At 56.6% G+C, this 15,812-nt stretch carries 19 protein-coding genes; 11 read left to right on the forward strand and 8 right to left on the reverse strand.

Features of this window, described 5'->3' with window-relative positions; all coding sequences use genetic code 11:
- Positions 1-63: 63 nt before the first annotated feature.
- From V1603_RS05955 to V1603_RS05980, 6 genes are all read left to right on the forward strand, one after another.
- Complete coding sequence (locus tag V1603_RS05955) at positions 64-387, forward strand: antibiotic biosynthesis monooxygenase (protein WP_163330745.1); 324 nt, start codon at positions 64-66, stop codon at positions 385-387.
- Positions 380-775, forward strand: coding sequence for an amino acid-binding protein (locus tag V1603_RS05960; protein WP_163330746.1), 396 nt, complete (start codon positions 380-382; stop codon positions 773-775). Before V1603_RS05955 ends, V1603_RS05960 begins: the two co-directional genes overlap by 8 nt.
- On the forward strand, positions 750-1,445 hold the full coding sequence (locus tag V1603_RS05965; RefSeq protein WP_395313621.1) for an ArsR/SmtB family transcription factor: 696 nt from the start codon (positions 750-752) through the stop codon (positions 1,443-1,445). The genes V1603_RS05960 and V1603_RS05965 overlap by 26 nt, the downstream gene beginning before the upstream one ends.
- A gap of 553 nt (positions 1,446-1,998) precedes the next feature.
- A complete protein-coding gene (locus V1603_RS05970; protein ID WP_116342297.1) occupies positions 1,999-2,469 on the forward strand; it encodes a MarR family winged helix-turn-helix transcriptional regulator in 471 nt (156 codons plus the stop codon).
- Positions 2,466-3,533 (forward strand): HlyD family secretion protein, encoded by a 1,068-nt coding sequence (locus tag V1603_RS05975; protein ID WP_395313971.1) that lies wholly within the window; start codon positions 2,466-2,468, stop codon positions 3,531-3,533. Before V1603_RS05970 ends, V1603_RS05975 begins: the two co-directional genes overlap by 4 nt.
- Positions 3,523-4,587 (forward strand): DUF2955 domain-containing protein, encoded by a 1,065-nt coding sequence (locus tag V1603_RS05980; protein ID WP_045259544.1) that lies wholly within the window; start codon positions 3,523-3,525, stop codon positions 4,585-4,587. Before V1603_RS05975 ends, V1603_RS05980 begins: the two co-directional genes overlap by 11 nt.
- Here V1603_RS05980 and V1603_RS05985 read toward each other — a convergent pair.
- Together V1603_RS05985 and V1603_RS05990 are read right to left on the reverse strand one after the other, a co-directional pair.
- Positions 4,578-4,958 carry a tautomerase family protein gene (locus V1603_RS05985; protein WP_395313622.1) on the reverse strand — a complete coding sequence of 127 codons (381 nt, stop codon included), beginning with the start codon at positions 4,956-4,958 and terminating at the stop codon, positions 4,578-4,580. The two genes, V1603_RS05980 and V1603_RS05985, sit on opposite strands and share 10 nt — an antisense overlap.
- Positions 4,958-5,266, reverse strand: coding sequence for a carboxymuconolactone decarboxylase family protein (locus tag V1603_RS05990; RefSeq protein WP_395313623.1), 309 nt, complete (start codon positions 5,264-5,266; stop codon positions 4,958-4,960). The genes V1603_RS05985 and V1603_RS05990 overlap by 1 nt, the downstream gene beginning before the upstream one ends.
- A gap of 96 nt (positions 5,267-5,362) precedes the next feature.
- On the opposite strand from V1603_RS05990, the gene V1603_RS05995 reads away from it, so the two are divergent.
- Positions 5,363-6,226 (forward strand): LysR substrate-binding domain-containing protein, encoded by an 864-nt coding sequence (locus V1603_RS05995; protein WP_395313624.1) that lies wholly within the window; start codon positions 5,363-5,365, stop codon positions 6,224-6,226.
- Here V1603_RS05995 and V1603_RS06000 read toward each other — a convergent pair.
- Entirely contained in the window at positions 6,216-7,484 is a 1,269-nt protein-coding gene (locus V1603_RS06000; RefSeq protein WP_395313625.1) for a DUF445 domain-containing protein, read from the reverse strand. The genes V1603_RS05995 and V1603_RS06000 overlap by 11 nt on opposite strands.
- Before the next feature lie 170 nt (positions 7,485-7,654).
- Between V1603_RS06000 and V1603_RS06005 the strand changes: the two genes are divergently transcribed.
- Both V1603_RS06005 and V1603_RS06010 read left to right on the forward strand, forming a co-directional pair.
- Positions 7,655-7,942 carry a BrnT family toxin gene (locus V1603_RS06005; RefSeq protein ID WP_163331012.1) on the forward strand — a complete coding sequence of 96 codons (288 nt, stop codon included), beginning with the start codon at positions 7,655-7,657 and terminating at the stop codon, positions 7,940-7,942.
- Complete coding sequence (locus V1603_RS06010; RefSeq protein ID WP_395313626.1) at positions 7,929-8,231, forward strand: BrnA antitoxin family protein; 303 nt, start codon at positions 7,929-7,931, stop codon at positions 8,229-8,231. The genes V1603_RS06005 and V1603_RS06010 overlap by 14 nt, the downstream gene beginning before the upstream one ends.
- A gap of 30 nt (positions 8,232-8,261) precedes the next feature.
- Here V1603_RS06010 and V1603_RS06015 read toward each other — a convergent pair whose 3' ends face one another.
- Together V1603_RS06015 and V1603_RS06020 are read right to left on the reverse strand one after the other, a co-directional pair.
- Positions 8,262-8,900 (reverse strand): LysE family translocator, encoded by a 639-nt coding sequence (locus tag V1603_RS06015; protein ID WP_163331013.1) that lies wholly within the window; start codon positions 8,898-8,900, stop codon positions 8,262-8,264.
- A gap of 47 nt (positions 8,901-8,947) precedes the next feature.
- Complete coding sequence (locus V1603_RS06020) at positions 8,948-9,691, reverse strand: helix-turn-helix domain-containing protein (protein WP_395313627.1); 744 nt, start codon at positions 9,689-9,691, stop codon at positions 8,948-8,950.
- Positions 9,692-9,842: 151 nt separating this feature from the next.
- Between V1603_RS06020 and V1603_RS06025 the strand changes: the two genes are divergently transcribed.
- Positions 9,843-11,213: an NAD-dependent succinate-semialdehyde dehydrogenase gene (locus V1603_RS06025; RefSeq protein ID WP_116342311.1), complete on the forward strand. Its 1,371-nt coding sequence runs from the start codon at positions 9,843-9,845 to the stop codon at positions 11,211-11,213.
- 44 nt (positions 11,214-11,257) lie between these two features.
- Here V1603_RS06025 and V1603_RS06030 read toward each other — a convergent pair whose 3' ends face one another.
- Together V1603_RS06030 and V1603_RS06035 are read right to left on the reverse strand one after the other, a co-directional pair.
- Entirely contained in the window at positions 11,258-11,578 is a 321-nt protein-coding gene (locus V1603_RS06030) for a hypothetical protein (RefSeq protein WP_116342313.1), read from the reverse strand.
- Positions 11,578-12,123 carry a YfaZ family outer membrane protein gene (locus V1603_RS06035; protein WP_116342315.1) on the reverse strand — a complete coding sequence of 182 codons (546 nt, stop codon included), beginning with the start codon at positions 12,121-12,123 and terminating at the stop codon, positions 11,578-11,580. Before V1603_RS06035 ends, V1603_RS06030 begins: the two co-directional genes overlap by 1 nt.
- A 410-nt stretch (positions 12,124-12,533) precedes the next feature.
- Here V1603_RS06035 and V1603_RS06040 point away from each other — a divergent pair, with 410 nt between their 5' ends.
- On the forward strand, positions 12,534-13,892 hold the full coding sequence (locus tag V1603_RS06040) for an esterase-like activity of phytase family protein (RefSeq protein WP_395313628.1): 1,359 nt from the start codon (positions 12,534-12,536) through the stop codon (positions 13,890-13,892).
- A gap of 72 nt (positions 13,893-13,964) precedes the next feature.
- On the opposite strand, the gene V1603_RS06045 is transcribed toward V1603_RS06040, so the two are convergent.
- The gene (locus tag V1603_RS06045) at positions 13,965-15,809 is read right to left on the reverse strand and encodes a 3'-5' exonuclease (RefSeq protein WP_395313629.1); all 1,845 of its coding nucleotides are present in this window, start codon (positions 15,807-15,809) and stop codon (positions 13,965-13,967) included.
- Positions 15,810-15,812 lie beyond the last annotated feature (3 nt).

Raw genomic sequence — 15,812 nt, forward strand, 5'->3', positions numbered from 1 at the left:
TACCGAAGCATTGTGCTTTTCCATCCCGCATTCTCTCCTCAACATCACAGCGGAGAGACCCTCATGATCGCAGTCATTTTCGAAGCCAAAGCCGCGCCTGCCCATCAGGCGCGCTACCTGCAGCTTGCCGCAGAGCTTAAGCCTTTGCTGGCCGACATCGACGGCTTTATTGATATCGAACGGTTCCAGAGCCTGACGACCGACGGCAAAATCCTGTCCCTTTCCTGGTGGCGGGATGAAGAGGCCGTCCGCCGCTGGAAGCAGAACGTTTTCCATCAGGCGGCGCAGGCCGAAGGGCGGGAGTCGATTTTTACTTTCTACCGTATTCGGGTGGCGCAGCTGGTGCGGGAATACAGTTCCGAAACCGGAGGGCACGCGGATGTATGACGTTCACGTGATTTTCAGCGACAGGCCCGGCGAGCTGGCGCGCTTTGGAGAGCTGTTGGGGCGCAACGGCGTGGGGCTTGAGGGCGGCGGCGTATTCGGTACCGATGCCCATTTCCTGGTGGAGGACGGGGAAAAAGCCCGCCGCGTGCTGATGGAGGCCGGGTTTATCGTGCAGGCGGTGTGCAGGCCGGTTATCAGAAAACTCAAGCAGGAGCGGCCCGGCGAGCTGGGTGAAATTGCGGCGGCGCTGGCGGCACGCGGCGTGTCTGTTCTTACCCAGTACAGCGACCATGCAAATCACCTTATTCTGCTGACGGATGATGATAAGCTGGCCGCAGAGATCACCGAACCCTGGGCGGCACATGTTAAAGACAAGCTTACCGACTGATAACAGCGTGGCGCTGGAACAGGCCATCGCGGCGGTGGCGGCGGCAATGGCCGATCCGTCGCGGGTGAAGATGCTGTGCGCGCTGATGGACGGGCGAGCATGGACCGCCACCGAACTGAGCACCGCGGCAGACGTCGCCCCGTCGACCGCCAGCGGGCATCTCGCCCGGCTGGTGGAGGGAAAGTTGATTACCTGCCTGTCTCAGGGGCGGCACCGCTACTATCGTCTGGCGGGGCACGACGTGGCGGAGTTGGTCGAACAGATGATGGGGCTCTCCTGGAGCCGCATTGCGCCGCCGGAAACCACCGCGCCGAAGGCCATGCGGGAAGCCCGAACCTGCTACGACCATCTTGCCGGAACGGTCGCGGTGCAGATCTACGATTTCATGCAGGCGGAAGGCTGGCTGGAGTCAGACGGTTCAGCGCTCACGCTGCATGGCCGGGAGCAGTTTATGAAGCTTGGGATTCCGCTAAATCCTAATACCCGTCGCAAGGCCTGCTGCGCCTGTCTGGACTGGAGCGAGCGGCGGTTTCACCTTGGCGGTGAGGCAGGCGCGGCGCTGCTTATTCATCTGGAAAGCAAAGGGTGGATCCTGCGGGTGGAGGGGTACAGGGAGGTAGTGGTGACGGCGACGGGGAAGGTTGCCGTCAGGAAGTATTTTAGCCGCTAAATTCCTCTGCGGGCTGAGGAATCCCCAGTAATTTCTCTACCTGAAGCGATGGATGTTGCTTCAGGAAAATGAATGGCTTTCAGCGACGCCCTGGTCCGGCTGTAAATCGCTGAGGCGTTTCCTGCAGGCCGGGGCGAGGCGCAGGGATGCGCCGAGAGGGCGGGCTTTACATGGACGTTGCCTCCGCCCCTCCCCGATAAGCCGAAAGGAATAAGCCGAGGGCACCGCGAAGCGGCGATTTACCGCCGGGAGCCCGGGTCGCCAGGGCGGCGGCGATTGAGCCGCCCTGGCACGTTCACCGATACAGGAATCGAAGAGTAGCAAGGAACATAAGGTGAACGGAATGACCACCAGAGCCGTATGTTCCCCCTCACCCCAGCCCTCTCCCTCAAGGGAGAGGGGGTCGTCCGTGCTGGCATTCTTTTGTGGGGATCCCTCAGCCCACAGGGAGAGCGGGAACATCCTTTTCGCAATTCCTGCGCTTTTACCTCTCGTTTCTTGATACTTACCCTGATAACTATTATCTTGCCTGCGTGTGACGAGAGGTTTCCCCATGAGTGAAGAAGAACTGTTTAGCCGCAGGCCGATGGGCATGCGGATGGCGATGATCGTGCGCCAGTGGCGTGCGGTGATCGACGACGCCATTCTCGATACCGGGTTAACCCAGTCGAGCTGGACGGTGATGATGCAGCTTCATCAGCTCGGGGATAACGTTTCAATGAGTGAGCTGGCGGAGGTGCAGGGTATTGAACTGCCGCCGCTGATGCGCACCCTGACACAGCTGGAAAAACAGGGTTACCTGCTGCGCACCACATCGCCTTATGACAAGCGCATCCGGCTTCTGACGCTGACGCCTGAGGGAAAAGCCATATTAAAAAGGCTCACTCAGGTGATTGAGACCTATCAGGCGCGCGTATCGCAACACATCGCGCCGGAACATATCGAGATTTTCAGCGCTACGTTGAATCAAATCGCCTGCAATTTGCGGACAATCCGCGAAGAAGACAACAAGACCGAAAAATAATGACCCCTGAACAAAAGTTTGCCCGCTGGGTAAGGGTGAGTATTGCCTCTTTCCTGCTGATGTTTATCTATTTTGTCGTCGCGGATATCTGGATCCCGCTGACGCCGGACTCCACCATGATGCGCGTAGTGACGCCGGTTTCTCCGCGCGTCTCCGGCTACGTGGCGGCGGTACATGTCCACAACAACAGCCAGGTGAAGAAAGGCGATCTGCTGTTTGAGCTCGACGACACGCCGTTTCGCAATAAAGTGGAAGCGGCGCAAATCGCGCTGGAGCAGGCACGCCTGTCCAACGAACAGCTGGACGCGCAGATCGCCGCCGCGCAGGCCAGCCTGAAAACCGCGGTGCTGACGGCGCGGAACGACAAAGTGACCTTTGACCGCTACCAGAAGCTGAGCACGTTACAGAACGTTTCGCAGGCAGATCTGGATAAAGTTCGCACCGCCTGGCAGAGCAGCGAGCAGTCCGTCAGCTCCATTCAGGCCAACATCCGGAACCTGCGCATCCAGCGCGGCGAGCGCGAAGAGCACCGCAACGTGACGCTGCAAAAATACCGCAACGCGCTGGATGAAGCAGAGCTGAACCTCGGCTGGACAAAGGTCTACGCCCAGGCGGACGGCACGGTCAGTAACCTGCAGTTAAGTCCCGGTTTTTACGCCTCATCCGGCTCCGCCGCGCTGGCGCTGGTAAACAACCAGACCGATATCGTGGCCGATTTCCGCGAGAAGAGCCTGCGCCATACCCATCAGGGCACCGATGCCGCCGTGGTGTTTGACGCCTTCCCGGGACAGGTGTTCCGCGCCCACGTGGCCAGCAGTGACGCGGGGATCCTCGCAGGCCAGGAGGCGGTTAACGGCCAGCTCTCCCAGCCGGAGACCTCTAACCGCTGGGTACGAGACGCCCAGCGCATGCGCATTCACGTCACGCTGGATGATTCGCTGCCGAAGCCGCTGCCAACCGGCGCGCGGGCAACCGTGCAACTCTACAACAGCGAAGGGCCGTTTGCGCGCTTCTTCTCAGGGATGCAGATCCACCTGGTGAGCCTGCTGCACTATGTCTATTAATACGCTGGCGCGGGTGTTTACCCCGCACGGCAACATCGTCTATACGGCAAACGACTTTCGCCAGACCCTGCGCATCGTCTTTGCCGGGATGATTGCCCTGAGCATATCGAGCTTCTACAACACCAGCTATGGCGTGTTTTTCGTGGTCTACCCGATCATGCTGCTGTCGCTGGTGCCGGTGTTTAACCGCCACGTGGCGAAGCAGTTTATCTTCAGCGCATCGCTAAACTGCGTCGAAATGGTGATTATCATCGGCTATCTGTCGCAATGGCCGGTTATCATGACGCTGGTGGTGTTTGCCCTGTACGTGATGCGTTTTCGTTTTATGAGCAAAGGGCCGCTGTTCCTGTTTGGCTCGATGGGCGTGGTGTGCCAGAGCGTAATGCTCAACTTTATGAGCTACCCCACCACCAACTGGCACACGCTGCTGTTTTCCAACATCGAAGCGAGCGTGATGGCGGTGTGCCTGAGCGCGCTGATGAACTACCTGCTGCCAGACGTTGAGCCCCGCAAGCCGCCGCCGCTGATTGAGAAAGACGACGCCCGCGTGCGCCACGAGTCGCTGCTCTCCGGCAGCGTCGCGACGATGATTTTCGTGGTGTTTCAGATTAGCGACTTAAGCGATTCGCTCTCTGCGCTGATGGCGGGGATTCTGATCCTGTTCCCGATGCACTATCGCGGCGCGGTGATGAGCTCCATCTGGCGCGTGGTCGGGGTGGTGCTGGGCTGCCTCTACATTCTGGTGGTGCAGCTTATCCTCTACGATCACAGCAGCCATATGCTGCTGATGATGCCGCTGATTGGCCTCGGCCTGGCGTTTGGCGCGCGTCTGCACGTGATGGAGAAAGTGGGCGCGGGCGTGGGTTTTTCCAGCATCACCACCATCGGCATTATGTTCGGGCAGAACATGCACCCGGACAGCGATCTGGTGTTCAGCGATCTCTACCGCATCACCTCCGTGACGTTTTCGCTGGTGGCGACGCTGACGATGGTCTTCCTGGTGCATTTGATCCTCAACCGCTTCGCTGCCACGCGCTACGTCATTCAGGGCTGATAGCGTATACCGCCGCTGAAGCTCCAGTCTTCAGCGGCAGTAAACTGGATAACGACCATCACGTCCCCACCATCGATGCCCATCTTCTGATTCAGTTGCGCAGCCAGCTGGCGATAGAGGGAAGCTTTCTGTTCATTGCTCCTCGGCTTACCGGCCACGATATTGAATAATATCGCCCCCTCCGTTCTGCCCGTGCTGAGATAGTGCCGGTCAATGTATCGATCCCCGGCCGCGAAGCATTCAAAAAAATGAAACCGGTCCTGCGAGGGAACGGCGAAGGTTTCCGTCAGCGCCTGGTGCAGAATGTCCGAGATCTGTTTTTTCTGCATCTCGGTATAGCGGTCACCCGTCATGATGCGAACAAACGGCATTATTTTTTCTCCTCTGCCAGGCAGGTCAGAGCGCTGACGGCTGCCGGCCAGCCTGCGTAAAATGCCAGGTGGGTAAACGCTTCGGCAATCTCGTCGTCCGTCACGCCGTTTTGTCGGGCGAAGTCGATATGCCAGGGAAGCTGCGCGGTGCGCCCCAGGGCGGCCAGTGCGGCAAGCGTGATCAGGCTGCGGTCCCGCGCGGTCAGCTGCGGACGCTGCCAGATATCGCCAAAAAGCACCTGCTGGCTGAGTTCCGCCAGTTTAGGGGAGACCTGCGCAAGCGTGTCGCGATTCAGTGTTGTATTCATTTTTTTCCTCCTGTTGTCTGGCAATGACTCTCGCAGGCTGCCACCATAAAGAAAATCGCAATGTTTCGGACACAACGTCCCGAAAATGAGGATGGTATGGATAAACGGTTTTCAGTATTAGACCTGGACGCGCTGCGCAGCTTTGTGGAGGGTATTCAGTCCACCAGCTTTGCCGTGGCGGCGGACAGGCTGTGCCGGTCTACCTCTGCGGTTAGCGCCCAGCTAAAAAAGCTGGAGCAGCAGTGCGGCGTGGCGCTCACCGTGAAGCAGGGGCGAACGCTGGCGCTGACCCCGGAGGGTGAAATTTTGCTGAGCTACGCCCGACGCATGCTGGCGCTAAATGATGAAGCGCTCCGGGCAATCAAGGGAGAGCAGCTGCAGGGAGAAGTGCGTCTGGGTATGCAGGAGGACTTCGGGGAGTCCGTGATGCCGCAGGTGCTCGGCGATTTTAACAGACAGCACCCTGAGCTCCGGTTGACCGCACGCGTCGAACGCAACCAGCCGCTGCTGCGGGGTGTTGAGGCAAACGAACTCGATCTGGCGATGGTCTGGCAGGAAGGACGAGAAGGCGACTATGTGCGCAGCGAACCGCTGGTATGGATTTGCCGGTCCCGTGAGGACGTTGAGGCACTTTTGCAACGAGGGGAGCCGCTGCCGCTGGTGATGTTTGACGCGCCCTGCCTTCTGCGCAGCAGAGCCATCGTGGCGCTGGATTCGGCAGGTATACCCTGGCGTATCGCTTTTACCAGCCATAGCCTGAGCGGGCTGTGGGCGGGCGTCAGCGCGGGGCTGGGGATTACGCTTCGCACAGGTATTGGCCTGCCAGAGACCTTACAGATCGACAACCGCCTACTGCCCAACGCAGGAGAGCTGGGGATTGCGCTGCATCAGGGGAGCGCCTCCGCCGATGCAGCTATTACCAGCATGAAGGCGCTGATCCTCAGGACGCTCAATGGATAAGCGTCGGGATTTGCGAGAGTAAAAACAGGATCAGGCCAATCGTCCCGCCCACCAGCGTGCCGTTGACGCGAATGAACTGCAGGTCTTTGCCGATGTTAAGCTCAATCTGGCGGGACATGTCTTTGGCGTCCCAGCTTTTGACCGTGTCGCTGATGTGGCGGGTCAGAAACGCCGCGAAATCCGGCGCGACGCGGTGCGCGGCCTGCTCCAGATGCTCGTTCAGCGACGCGCGCAGGCTGGCATCGTTAGACAGCGTTTCGCCAAACCACAGCCCGGCGTTGGCGATGCGCTGCTTCACCCGCGAGTCCTCGCTCTGCATATCCGCCTTCAGCCACTGGCGCAGGTCGGCCCACATCTCCCCCAGATAGCGGTTAAACGCCTCATCGTTTTTCAGGTAGTGCTTGATGTTGTCGGCTTTGGCCGCTATCTCCGGGTCGTTTTTCAGGTTGTCGATAAGCTTTAGCGTGGCGCGGTCAAACGCCTGACGGATCTGGTGCGTGCGGTCGTGGCTGATATCGTCCAGCAGGGTATTCACCGCCTTTGACACCATCTCCGCGCTTTGATCGCCCAGCCACTCGGTGGGCAGCACCATCGCCTTGCGCGGGTGTTCGGTCTTCAGCCAGTGGACGATCTGGTCAGAGATAAACTCTCGCGTGCTTTCCCGCTGAATCAGGGTAATCAGGCGGTTGATGATGGCGTCCAGCAGCACCTGGTGGCGGTTGTTTTTGGTCATGCTCTCCAGCATCACGGCGCTGGTCTCGGTGAAATCCACCTTGTCGATGGCCTTATGCACCGCCCGTTTAAGCAGGCGCTGAATGCGCCCGTCATCGGTCAGTTCGAGAAAACCGCTCATCACCTGCATCAGATGCAGCCCGACGCGCTGGGCGTTGTCGGGCTTGCTGAACCAGGCGCCAATCATTTGCGCGGGTTCATAGCGGCGGATCAACGCGACCAGCGACTGGGTATCGAGAAATTTCTCCTGCACAAACTGGCCAAGATTGTCGCCAATCCGGTCCTTATTGCGCGGGATAATCGCCGTATGGCGCGAGATAAACGGAATGGGCACCCGACGGAACAGCGCGACGACGGCAAACCAGTCCGCCAGCGCGCCGACCATCGCCGCCTCGGCAATGGCCTTCACGCCGCGCACCCAGAAGGTCTGCGGCAGGAAGAGGGTGGTGATAAACGCCGCGGCGGCAACCAGCAGCAGCGACAGCGCAAGAAGCTTGGCGCGTTTGAGTTCAGCGATTTTTTCCATGGGGTAAGGATAGAGGGAAGCGGGGGGAAAGTGCAAAGAAGGAGAAGGACCTCCGCGTTTCAGCTTCTGGAATGCGCCTTCAGAAAATGAAATTGAACGATGTCGACCGGTTCAATTTACGAACGTTTTGTATATGCTTTTTTGTATATACAATAAGGGAAGGGTACACTATGCCAACGGAGTTTGAATGGGATACCAACAAAGCGAAAAGTAATCTCATTAAGCATGGGATCCGCTTTGAAGAGGCTGTTCTGGTGTTTGACGATCCTTACCATTTATCTCTGCAGGATCGTCATGAAAATGGAGAGTTCCGTTGGCAGACCATTGGTCTTGTACATGGTCTAATTGTCATTATGGTCGCACACACGGTACGTTTTGAAAGTGGTGACGAAGTCATTCGAATCATTAGCGCACGAAAGGCGAACCGTAAAGAGAGGAGCCGTTATGAGCATGGTTAAACATAAACGCGGTAGTGCGCCTGAGGTTAGTGCTCGTCGTGAGGCTGAGCTCAAAGAACTCGCCGAAAAATCGGAAGCAGAGATTGATTACAGCGATATCCCTGCCACGGGGGATGAACAGTGGTCAGGGGCGGTGCGAGGGAAGTTCTATCGACCACTCAAAACTCAGGCATCTGTACGTATCGACGCTGACGTGATGGAGTGGCTTAAACGGCCTGGAAAAGGTTATCAGACGAGGCTCAATGCTATTTTGCGTGAAGCAATGCTGCGCGATCAAAACAAAAAATAAGCAATGGGCGGCGTCAGGCTGCCCGCTATCTCAGCGTAAAATTTCCAGTAGCCGCCACAGCACCCACCCCCCAAACCCCATCAGCACCACCCCTGCCGTGCGCTCAATCCACCACAGCGAACGGCTGAGCTTCTGTTGCACCGCCGATAAGCCCATCAGCGTCACCAGCGCCAGATCCCACACCAGCACCACCATCACCATCCAGACGCCGCAGATCGCCTGCTGAAGCAGCGTGACGTCCGGCCCCAGCAGCGCCGTCATCAGCGCCAGATAGAACAGCGCGTTCTTCGGATTAAGCAGCGCCGAACCGAGCCCCAGCAGGATCTGCTTTCGCAGCGAAGGGAAGCGCTGGTGAGTTTCATTTAGCGCCAGCGCCTGAGATCGGCTGCGCACCAGATGCGAGCCGATCCACAGCAGATACAGAGCCCCGCAAAGCTCGATCAGCGTAAACAGCCACGTAAACTGGCGCAGCGCGCTCCAGCCGATAATCACCAGAACAATATAGAGCGCGTTACCCGCGGCGATGCCGACGCACAGCCCGGCGCTGCCACGCAGCCGATAGCGCGCCGCGTAGCCCACAAGCAGGAAAAAATCCGGGCCCGGGCTCAACAGCGCAACAAAATGCGCCAGCGCCAGGGCGAGAAAAGCGGAAGGGAAGAACAGTTCCATAGCGACCTCAGTTAACAATCTGAGGTCAGAGTACGGTGCTGCAGAACCTATTTATTGTCTGATATTGATCGGCCCGTGGCGTACTGGCGCGGCGTGGCGGCGGTATAGCTGACGAAGGTCTTATGAAAATGGCTCTGGTCGGCAAAGCCGCTCTGGTAGCCGACGTCGGCGATGTCGTCCCCGGCGCGCAGCCGCGCTTTGGCGAACTCCACGCGGGAGACGTTGAGAAAGCTGCCCGGCGTCAGGCCGGTGTCCTGCCGGAAGGTGCGGATCAGCGTCTCCTTGCGCAGCGAAAAGCGTTGGGCAAGTTCGTCGAGAGAGGGCGGGCTGGTGAGATTGGAAAGAAACGCCTCCTGAACCTGCTGGCTGGTTGGCCGAAGCGCGTCTGCGTTATCCGCGCAGCGGGGAAGGGCAGAAAGCAGCGCCTCCACGGACACTGGAGACATTGTCTTAACGACGTCCAGGTAACGGGCAAACAGGGCAGGGTTACGAATCACCTGTAGCGCCAGAGGAAGATCGGTGTCGATATAGAGCATATGGTAGCTGCGCGGCTGCCCGTCGACGGGGTTGCAGCTGTGCGGCGCATAAGCCGGGATCGCAATCAGGTCCCCGGGATGAAGAATGTACTCTTGATCATGGCACACGCAGCAGGTCTGGCCCTCAACAATCGCCCCGATGGAGAGTTGAGGGTGACAGTGGCGTTTGTACGCCTGCGTGCTCTGCCAGGTGCTGCGCAGCTCAAGGCCCTGGGTGCGGTGAAAAGTCTGGCGAACGTGTCGGGTATCGGTCATGGAAACTCCTTCTGGAGGTTTTTTATACCACGTCAGCGAACCGTCTGGCAGCGCTTCATTAAGAACCTTCCGGATATACCCAACTTTACCTCCATCGCCAGTCATGTTGACTACCCTTAATACCCTAAGCGGTAAAACAAGGAGATTCGACATGGCTTATCAGACAGTAAATCCTGCCACTAACCAGCTCATCAAAGAATACCCCTCACATACCGACGCGGATATCGAAGCGGCGCTCAGAGCGGCTGATGCGCTTTATCATTCCGAGTGGGCGAAAGGCGACATCAACCAGCGACTGCCGGTGCTGCATAAGCTCGCCGACCTGATCGACGAGCGCGTGGAGGATCTGGCGAAAATTGCCAGCCAGGAGATGGGTAAGCTCATCGAACAGAGCCGCGGCGAGGTGAAGCTGTGCGCGCAGATCGCCCGCTACTACGCCGACAACGCGAAGCAGTTCCTGGCCCCGGTGAAGTATGACTCTGAGCTCGGGGAAGCGTGGGTGGAGCATCACCCCATCGGCGTGCTGATGGCCGTTGAGCCGTGGAACTTCCCGTATTACCAGCTGATGCGCGTTCTGGCGCCGAACCTGGCTGCGGGGAACCCCGTCATCGCCAAGCATGCCAGCATCGTGCCGCACTGCGCCGAGACCTTTGCGCACCTGGTGCGCGAGGCGGGGGCGCCGGAAGGGGCGTGGACCAACCTGTTTATCTCGTCCGAGCAGGTGGCGAACATCATTGCCGACGATCGCGTACAGGGCGCAGCGCTGACCGGCTCTGAAAAGGCCGGCAGCGTGGTGGCCGCGCAGGCGGCGAAGCACATCAAAAAATCTACGCTGGAGCTGGGCGGTAACGACGTCTTCGTCGTGCTGGATGATGCAGACCTGGAGAAGGCCGTCAAAATTGGCGTGAATGCGCGACTCAACAATGCCGGGCAGGTCTGCACCGCGGCGAAGCGCTTTATTCTGCATGAGAAGATTGCGGATGCCTTCCTGAGCAAATTCACCGAAGCGTTTAAGCAGGTGAAAATTGGCGATCCGCTGGACGAGAGCACCACGCTGGGGCCGCTGTCGTCTAAAGATGCGCTGGAAACGCTCACCAGACAGGTTAACGAGGCGGTGAAAAATGGTGCCACACTGCACTATGGTGGCAAGCCGGTGCAGCGCGACGGGAGCTTCTTCGAACCGACGATCCTGACGAATATCTCCCGCGACAACCCGGCGTACTTTGAAGAGTTCTTCGGCCCGGTAGCGCAAATGTACGTGGTCAAAAACGACGACGAGGCGGTCGCCCTGGCAAACGACTCCCACTACGGCCTGGGCGGGGCGGTGTTCAGCCAGGATATCGAGCGCGCGAAGAAAATGGCGTCGCGGATCGAGACCGGGATGGTGTATATCAACTGGCTCACCGATACCGCGCCAGAGCTGCCGTTCGGCGGCGTGAAGCGCTCCGGCTACGGGCGCGAGCTGTCGGATCTGGGTATCAAAGAGTTTGTGAACCAGAAGCTGGTGGTGGTGCGTAAGTAAGAGGTAATAAAAAACCTGCCAGCCGGCAGGTTTTTTTAAAGGGATTATTGCACTTCGATCTTGTCCCAGCCGCTTTTAAACATGCAGCTGTCGACTAACGTATCCCGGCGATATTCATTCGCGTCTTCTACCGTGTAGCTCGTGGAAATATCCTTTTTCTTGTTCTTTTTGTCCGTTTTTTCCGAGCTCGAACCGGTCACTACGTTATCCGGGGGCAGATCGATCAGGGCCTGCGCTTCGCATTCCGTGAGCTTTTTATTCATCTCAGTATCGCTGACGCCCGGTTTTACCCATTTGTACTGGACGCACCCGGTGAGCATCAGCGTGAGGCTCAAAACGCAAAGCGCGGTGATGCGGTGTTTCATCAGAAGCTGACTCCACCGCCTACATATGCGCCGTCAATCAGGGTGTGGTTTGGACGACCATCTTTGCCGTCAACGCTCACGTGGCGGTAGCCCACTTTCAGCGTAACCGGTTTGATTGGGGTCCAGCTTACGCCGCCGTTGGCTTCCACGTAATTTTTCACGCTGTTGTTCAGGCCTTCTGGTGCCGCATAGCCTTCACCGTACACGTGGATGCTGTCGGTCAGCGCAACGTTTACGCCGCCGCCAATCGGGAAAGCAACGCCGTTATCGCCTTTTTTCGGGCCAATGTAGATGGCTTTTGCGCCCGCGTTCAGCATCACCGGGCCCACTTCCAGGTTGTAACCTGCGCCCACGCCGCCAGTCTGGGTACCGTCGTCGGTGTTTTTCAGCCAGTTACTTTCGAGATAAACACCGGATGAGGATTTCCCCATTTCCAGATTGAGGTTGGTAAAGTTTTTACCCTGTTCAATGCTGCCGCCCATTGCCAGTGCGGAACCTGATACGGCAGCCAGAGCAGAAAGGAGAAGGATATTCATTTTTTTCATGTTTCGTGCCTCATCATCAAATTAATCTGGGGGCACCTTAACAAGCGATGTTTATGACTGCAAATGTGATGCAAATCGACTTTTAATGCTGGTATTGTTAATTTTTTTATCTTTATTTGTAACGCAAAGGTTAGGTTGTTGGTGTGTCAACGCACAAATTTCAGGCGTTGAGGAACAGTTTAATTTTGTGACTAAACGAAATCTGAACAAGCCGGGGATAGTAATTTGAGATGAATTAATTGGGATTCTAATAATTTCCAATTCCATTTCTAAAATCACATAAAAAAACAATTTTTTACATCTTTGTGGTCAATATTCGTTCAGATGCCCGGCCACGTTTTCGTTCTATGTCATTTTTCTGACACGTTTGTTCATTACGTTGTGGGCTTCACTTTCTGGATACTAACAATATGAAAAGAAAAATTATTCCTGTGCTTATCGGTTGTGCGCTCTCTTTCTCTGGCCTGGCGGCGCAGCCCACGGCGGAGCGCTATGTCGTCAGCTTCCCTGACGGCTCACACGTAAAATACAGCGGCGCGTTTGCCGACGCGTTTCCGAATGGACTCCCGGTGGGGATTGGTTCTGGCCTGCTGTTTACGGGCAAGCAGGGCGATGCCCTTACCTTCGCGACCGTGACCGATCGCGGTCCCAACGCCGATGCGCCCAAAATGGGCAAAAACGAAGCCAAAATTTTTGTCACTCCGGATTTCGCGCCGCTACTGATGACTATCCGCGTTCAGAACGGCAAAGCTGAGGCAACGGATGCCCGCCCGCTGCATGATGATAAAGGCGAGATTAACGGCCTGCCGCTGCAAAGCGGCGTGATTGGCTCCACCAATGAAGTAGCGTTCAGCGATACCCTCAAAATTCTGAAGGGTGACAACCGCGGTCTGGACACGGAAGGCATCACCCCGGACGGCAAAGGCGGCTTCTGGCTGTGCGACGAGTATGGCCCGTTCCTGATTAACGTCGACAGCAAAGGGAAAATTCTGGCGATCCACGGGCCGCAGGCCGCGGAAGGGGAAAAATCCATCGCGGGCGGTCTGCCAAACGTTATCAAATGGCGCCAGCCGAACCGTGGCTTTGAAGGCCTGACCCGGATGCCGGACGGGCGTATTATCGCCGCCGTGCAAAGCACGCTGGATATCGACGGTAAGAGCAAAAAGCAGGCATTGTTTACGCGTCTGGTCAGCTTCGACCCGGCGACCGGGAAAACGGCGATGTACGGCTACCCCATCGACAGCGCGGCCTACAGCAAAAACAGCGATGCCAAAATCGGCGACATCGTGGCACTGGATGACCAGCACATCCTGCTGATTGAGCAGGGTGAGGATAAAAACGACGCGATGCGTAACCTTATCTACAAGGTGGATCTGAGCAAGGCGAGCGACCTGACCGCCTTCGACAAGCCGGGCGAGTACCCGGAGTTTGATGATGAGAAAACCCTGGCGCAGCGCGGCATTATCCTTGCTGCAAAAACGCAGGTCGTCGATCTGCGCGCGCTGGGCTGGCAGCAGGAGAAGGCCGAAGGGCTGGCGCTGATCGACAGCAAACGGCTTGCGGTGGCGAACGATAACGACTTTGGCGTGAAGGTGGCGATGCAGCACCCGGTCGAGGGCAAAAAGCTCAAGGATTATCGAGTGAACGCGGAAGGCAAGCTGACGCTGGATGATAAACCGGTGGAAACCACGCTCAGCGTGAAGCCGCTGAAGAAGCCGGAGTCAGACAGCGAGCTATGGATTGTGACGCTGCCGGAGGCGTTGAAATAATACCAGGCGTTACCCCTCACCCTAACCCTCTCCCCGCAGGGGAGAGGGGATTGTTTGGTGCTTACTGGACAGCTAGACCGTCTTAACGCTCTTTTCCCAGGTCTCGACCAGATGATCGCGCAGACTTCCGGTTCCGTGCATGGTCACCAGAAGATTCTGGCGCGCGCGGGTAAATCCAACATACAGTCGCTTAATATCGTCGCTCAGATCTTCTTCATTCCTTTCCTTTGCGGCATCCATAATGGCGACCGATTGAAATTCAAGACCCTTACTGCTTGGCAGCGGCATTACGCAGAGGAAATCATTCTGTGGTGACCAGTGTTTTTTATCATCGCTGGAGACAATCATCTGGTAGGGGATCTTGCGGGCTTCGAGCCTTGGTCCGAGCATACCCGAAATGCTGTAAGTTGAGGGGCAGAGTATGGCGATTTCCGACCAGGCAACACCCTGTTGTCGCTGCTCAGTGACCCAATCGAGAACGCGTGTAATTTCCTCGTCCTGATTATCAAAGCTTGCCAGCGCCGGATAGTTTCCGGACAGTCCACCTGCGGCGGGCAGCTGGTATTTGAGGGAATCTTCAATGTGATTATTGAGATAATTAAAAGCAATACTGCTGGCAAAATGGAGTATTTGCCGGGTGTTGCGATAATTGGTATCCAGAATAGTGGTGCGGCCCTGCGCCTTTATATCGACGCTGGACAGGGTAAAATCGAGAGCTTTCTTTTTCTGATAGATTGACTGAGCGTCATCGTAGAGGAAAAGCAGGGAGCTATCTTTATCGTCCGGCATCTTAGCGAGGATTCTTAGCCATTCCGGCTTAAAATCATGTCCTTCATCTATCAAAACGGCGCTGTACTGTTCTGGTTTGATAATGCCCTCTTCAAATGCCACCGTCAGCGCATTTTCCATTAGTTCAATAAAGTTTTTGCTCCTGGGGGGAAGACGTCGATGCGCGCTTAATTGCTGGTAGCACCAGGCATGAAAATGGATAACCTCGACAGGAAGCCTCAGGTTGTGCTGTTCGAGCTGCGCTTTGAGCTTTTTGGCCAGCGTAATGTTGTAGCAAATCACCAGTATCGGTTTGGTGTTTTCTATATTGTTGGCAAGCTCGATGCAGCGGTGATACAAAATGAGCGTTTTGCCTGATCCTGCCACACCATGAATGACCCGGTGTCCCGTCCCCATACTTCTGGCGAGTTGTTCCTGGTTCCTGTCCATCATGCATACCACATCAGGTGTGTGGAACGTAAAATTATCCAGGTCAACCCGCGTGACCGATGGGTTAATGCGGACATCGGGATAAAGATGCCATCGGATGCGGTCGAGCTGCTGTGGTGTTGTGTGATGAACGAAGTGGTGTTTGAGAAGGGATTCGAGCCGGGCGGAGATTTGTTCTCGGGGCATAAACTCGGTCAGTTCATCTTTGCAAATCACCTGGCTGGTGGGCAATATTTCTTCTAACGCTTCGGGGGTAAAACTCTTTTCCAGCTGTGCCCGGGTGATGTTGCTCAAATAAACACCGTATCCATACGGCATAATAAAGCTGCCTTCATGATCTCCCTGCTGGCGAAGCAAAGGATCGTTTTTCAGGCTGTTGATGATATGAAAGGTATATTGTCGAACCTGTTCGAGTGGGTTTTTCCACGGCTCGACGCCGTTTTTAGTTTCATAATGAATATGCGTTTTGTTGGCCGATTTTATTTTTGTGATAAACCAGTCTTTCACTTCTATAAACAACAGCCCTTTTTCGGGAGCCAGAATCACAAAATCAGGATGATCGTCTTTGTCTCCCATTCGGGTATCATACCAGCAGGTACACTGTTCGCTGAGGCCCCCCTCCAGGAGTCTTGCCAGCCTTTTTTCTCCAGCCGTGATCTTCTCGCTACAGCTGCTGATTGTGGGAATAATGAGTGCCATGTG

This window comes from Enterobacter sp. ECC-219 (genome assembly GCF_043966805.1).
GTDB lineage: Bacteria > Pseudomonadota > Gammaproteobacteria > Enterobacterales > Enterobacteriaceae > Enterobacter > Enterobacter cloacae_N.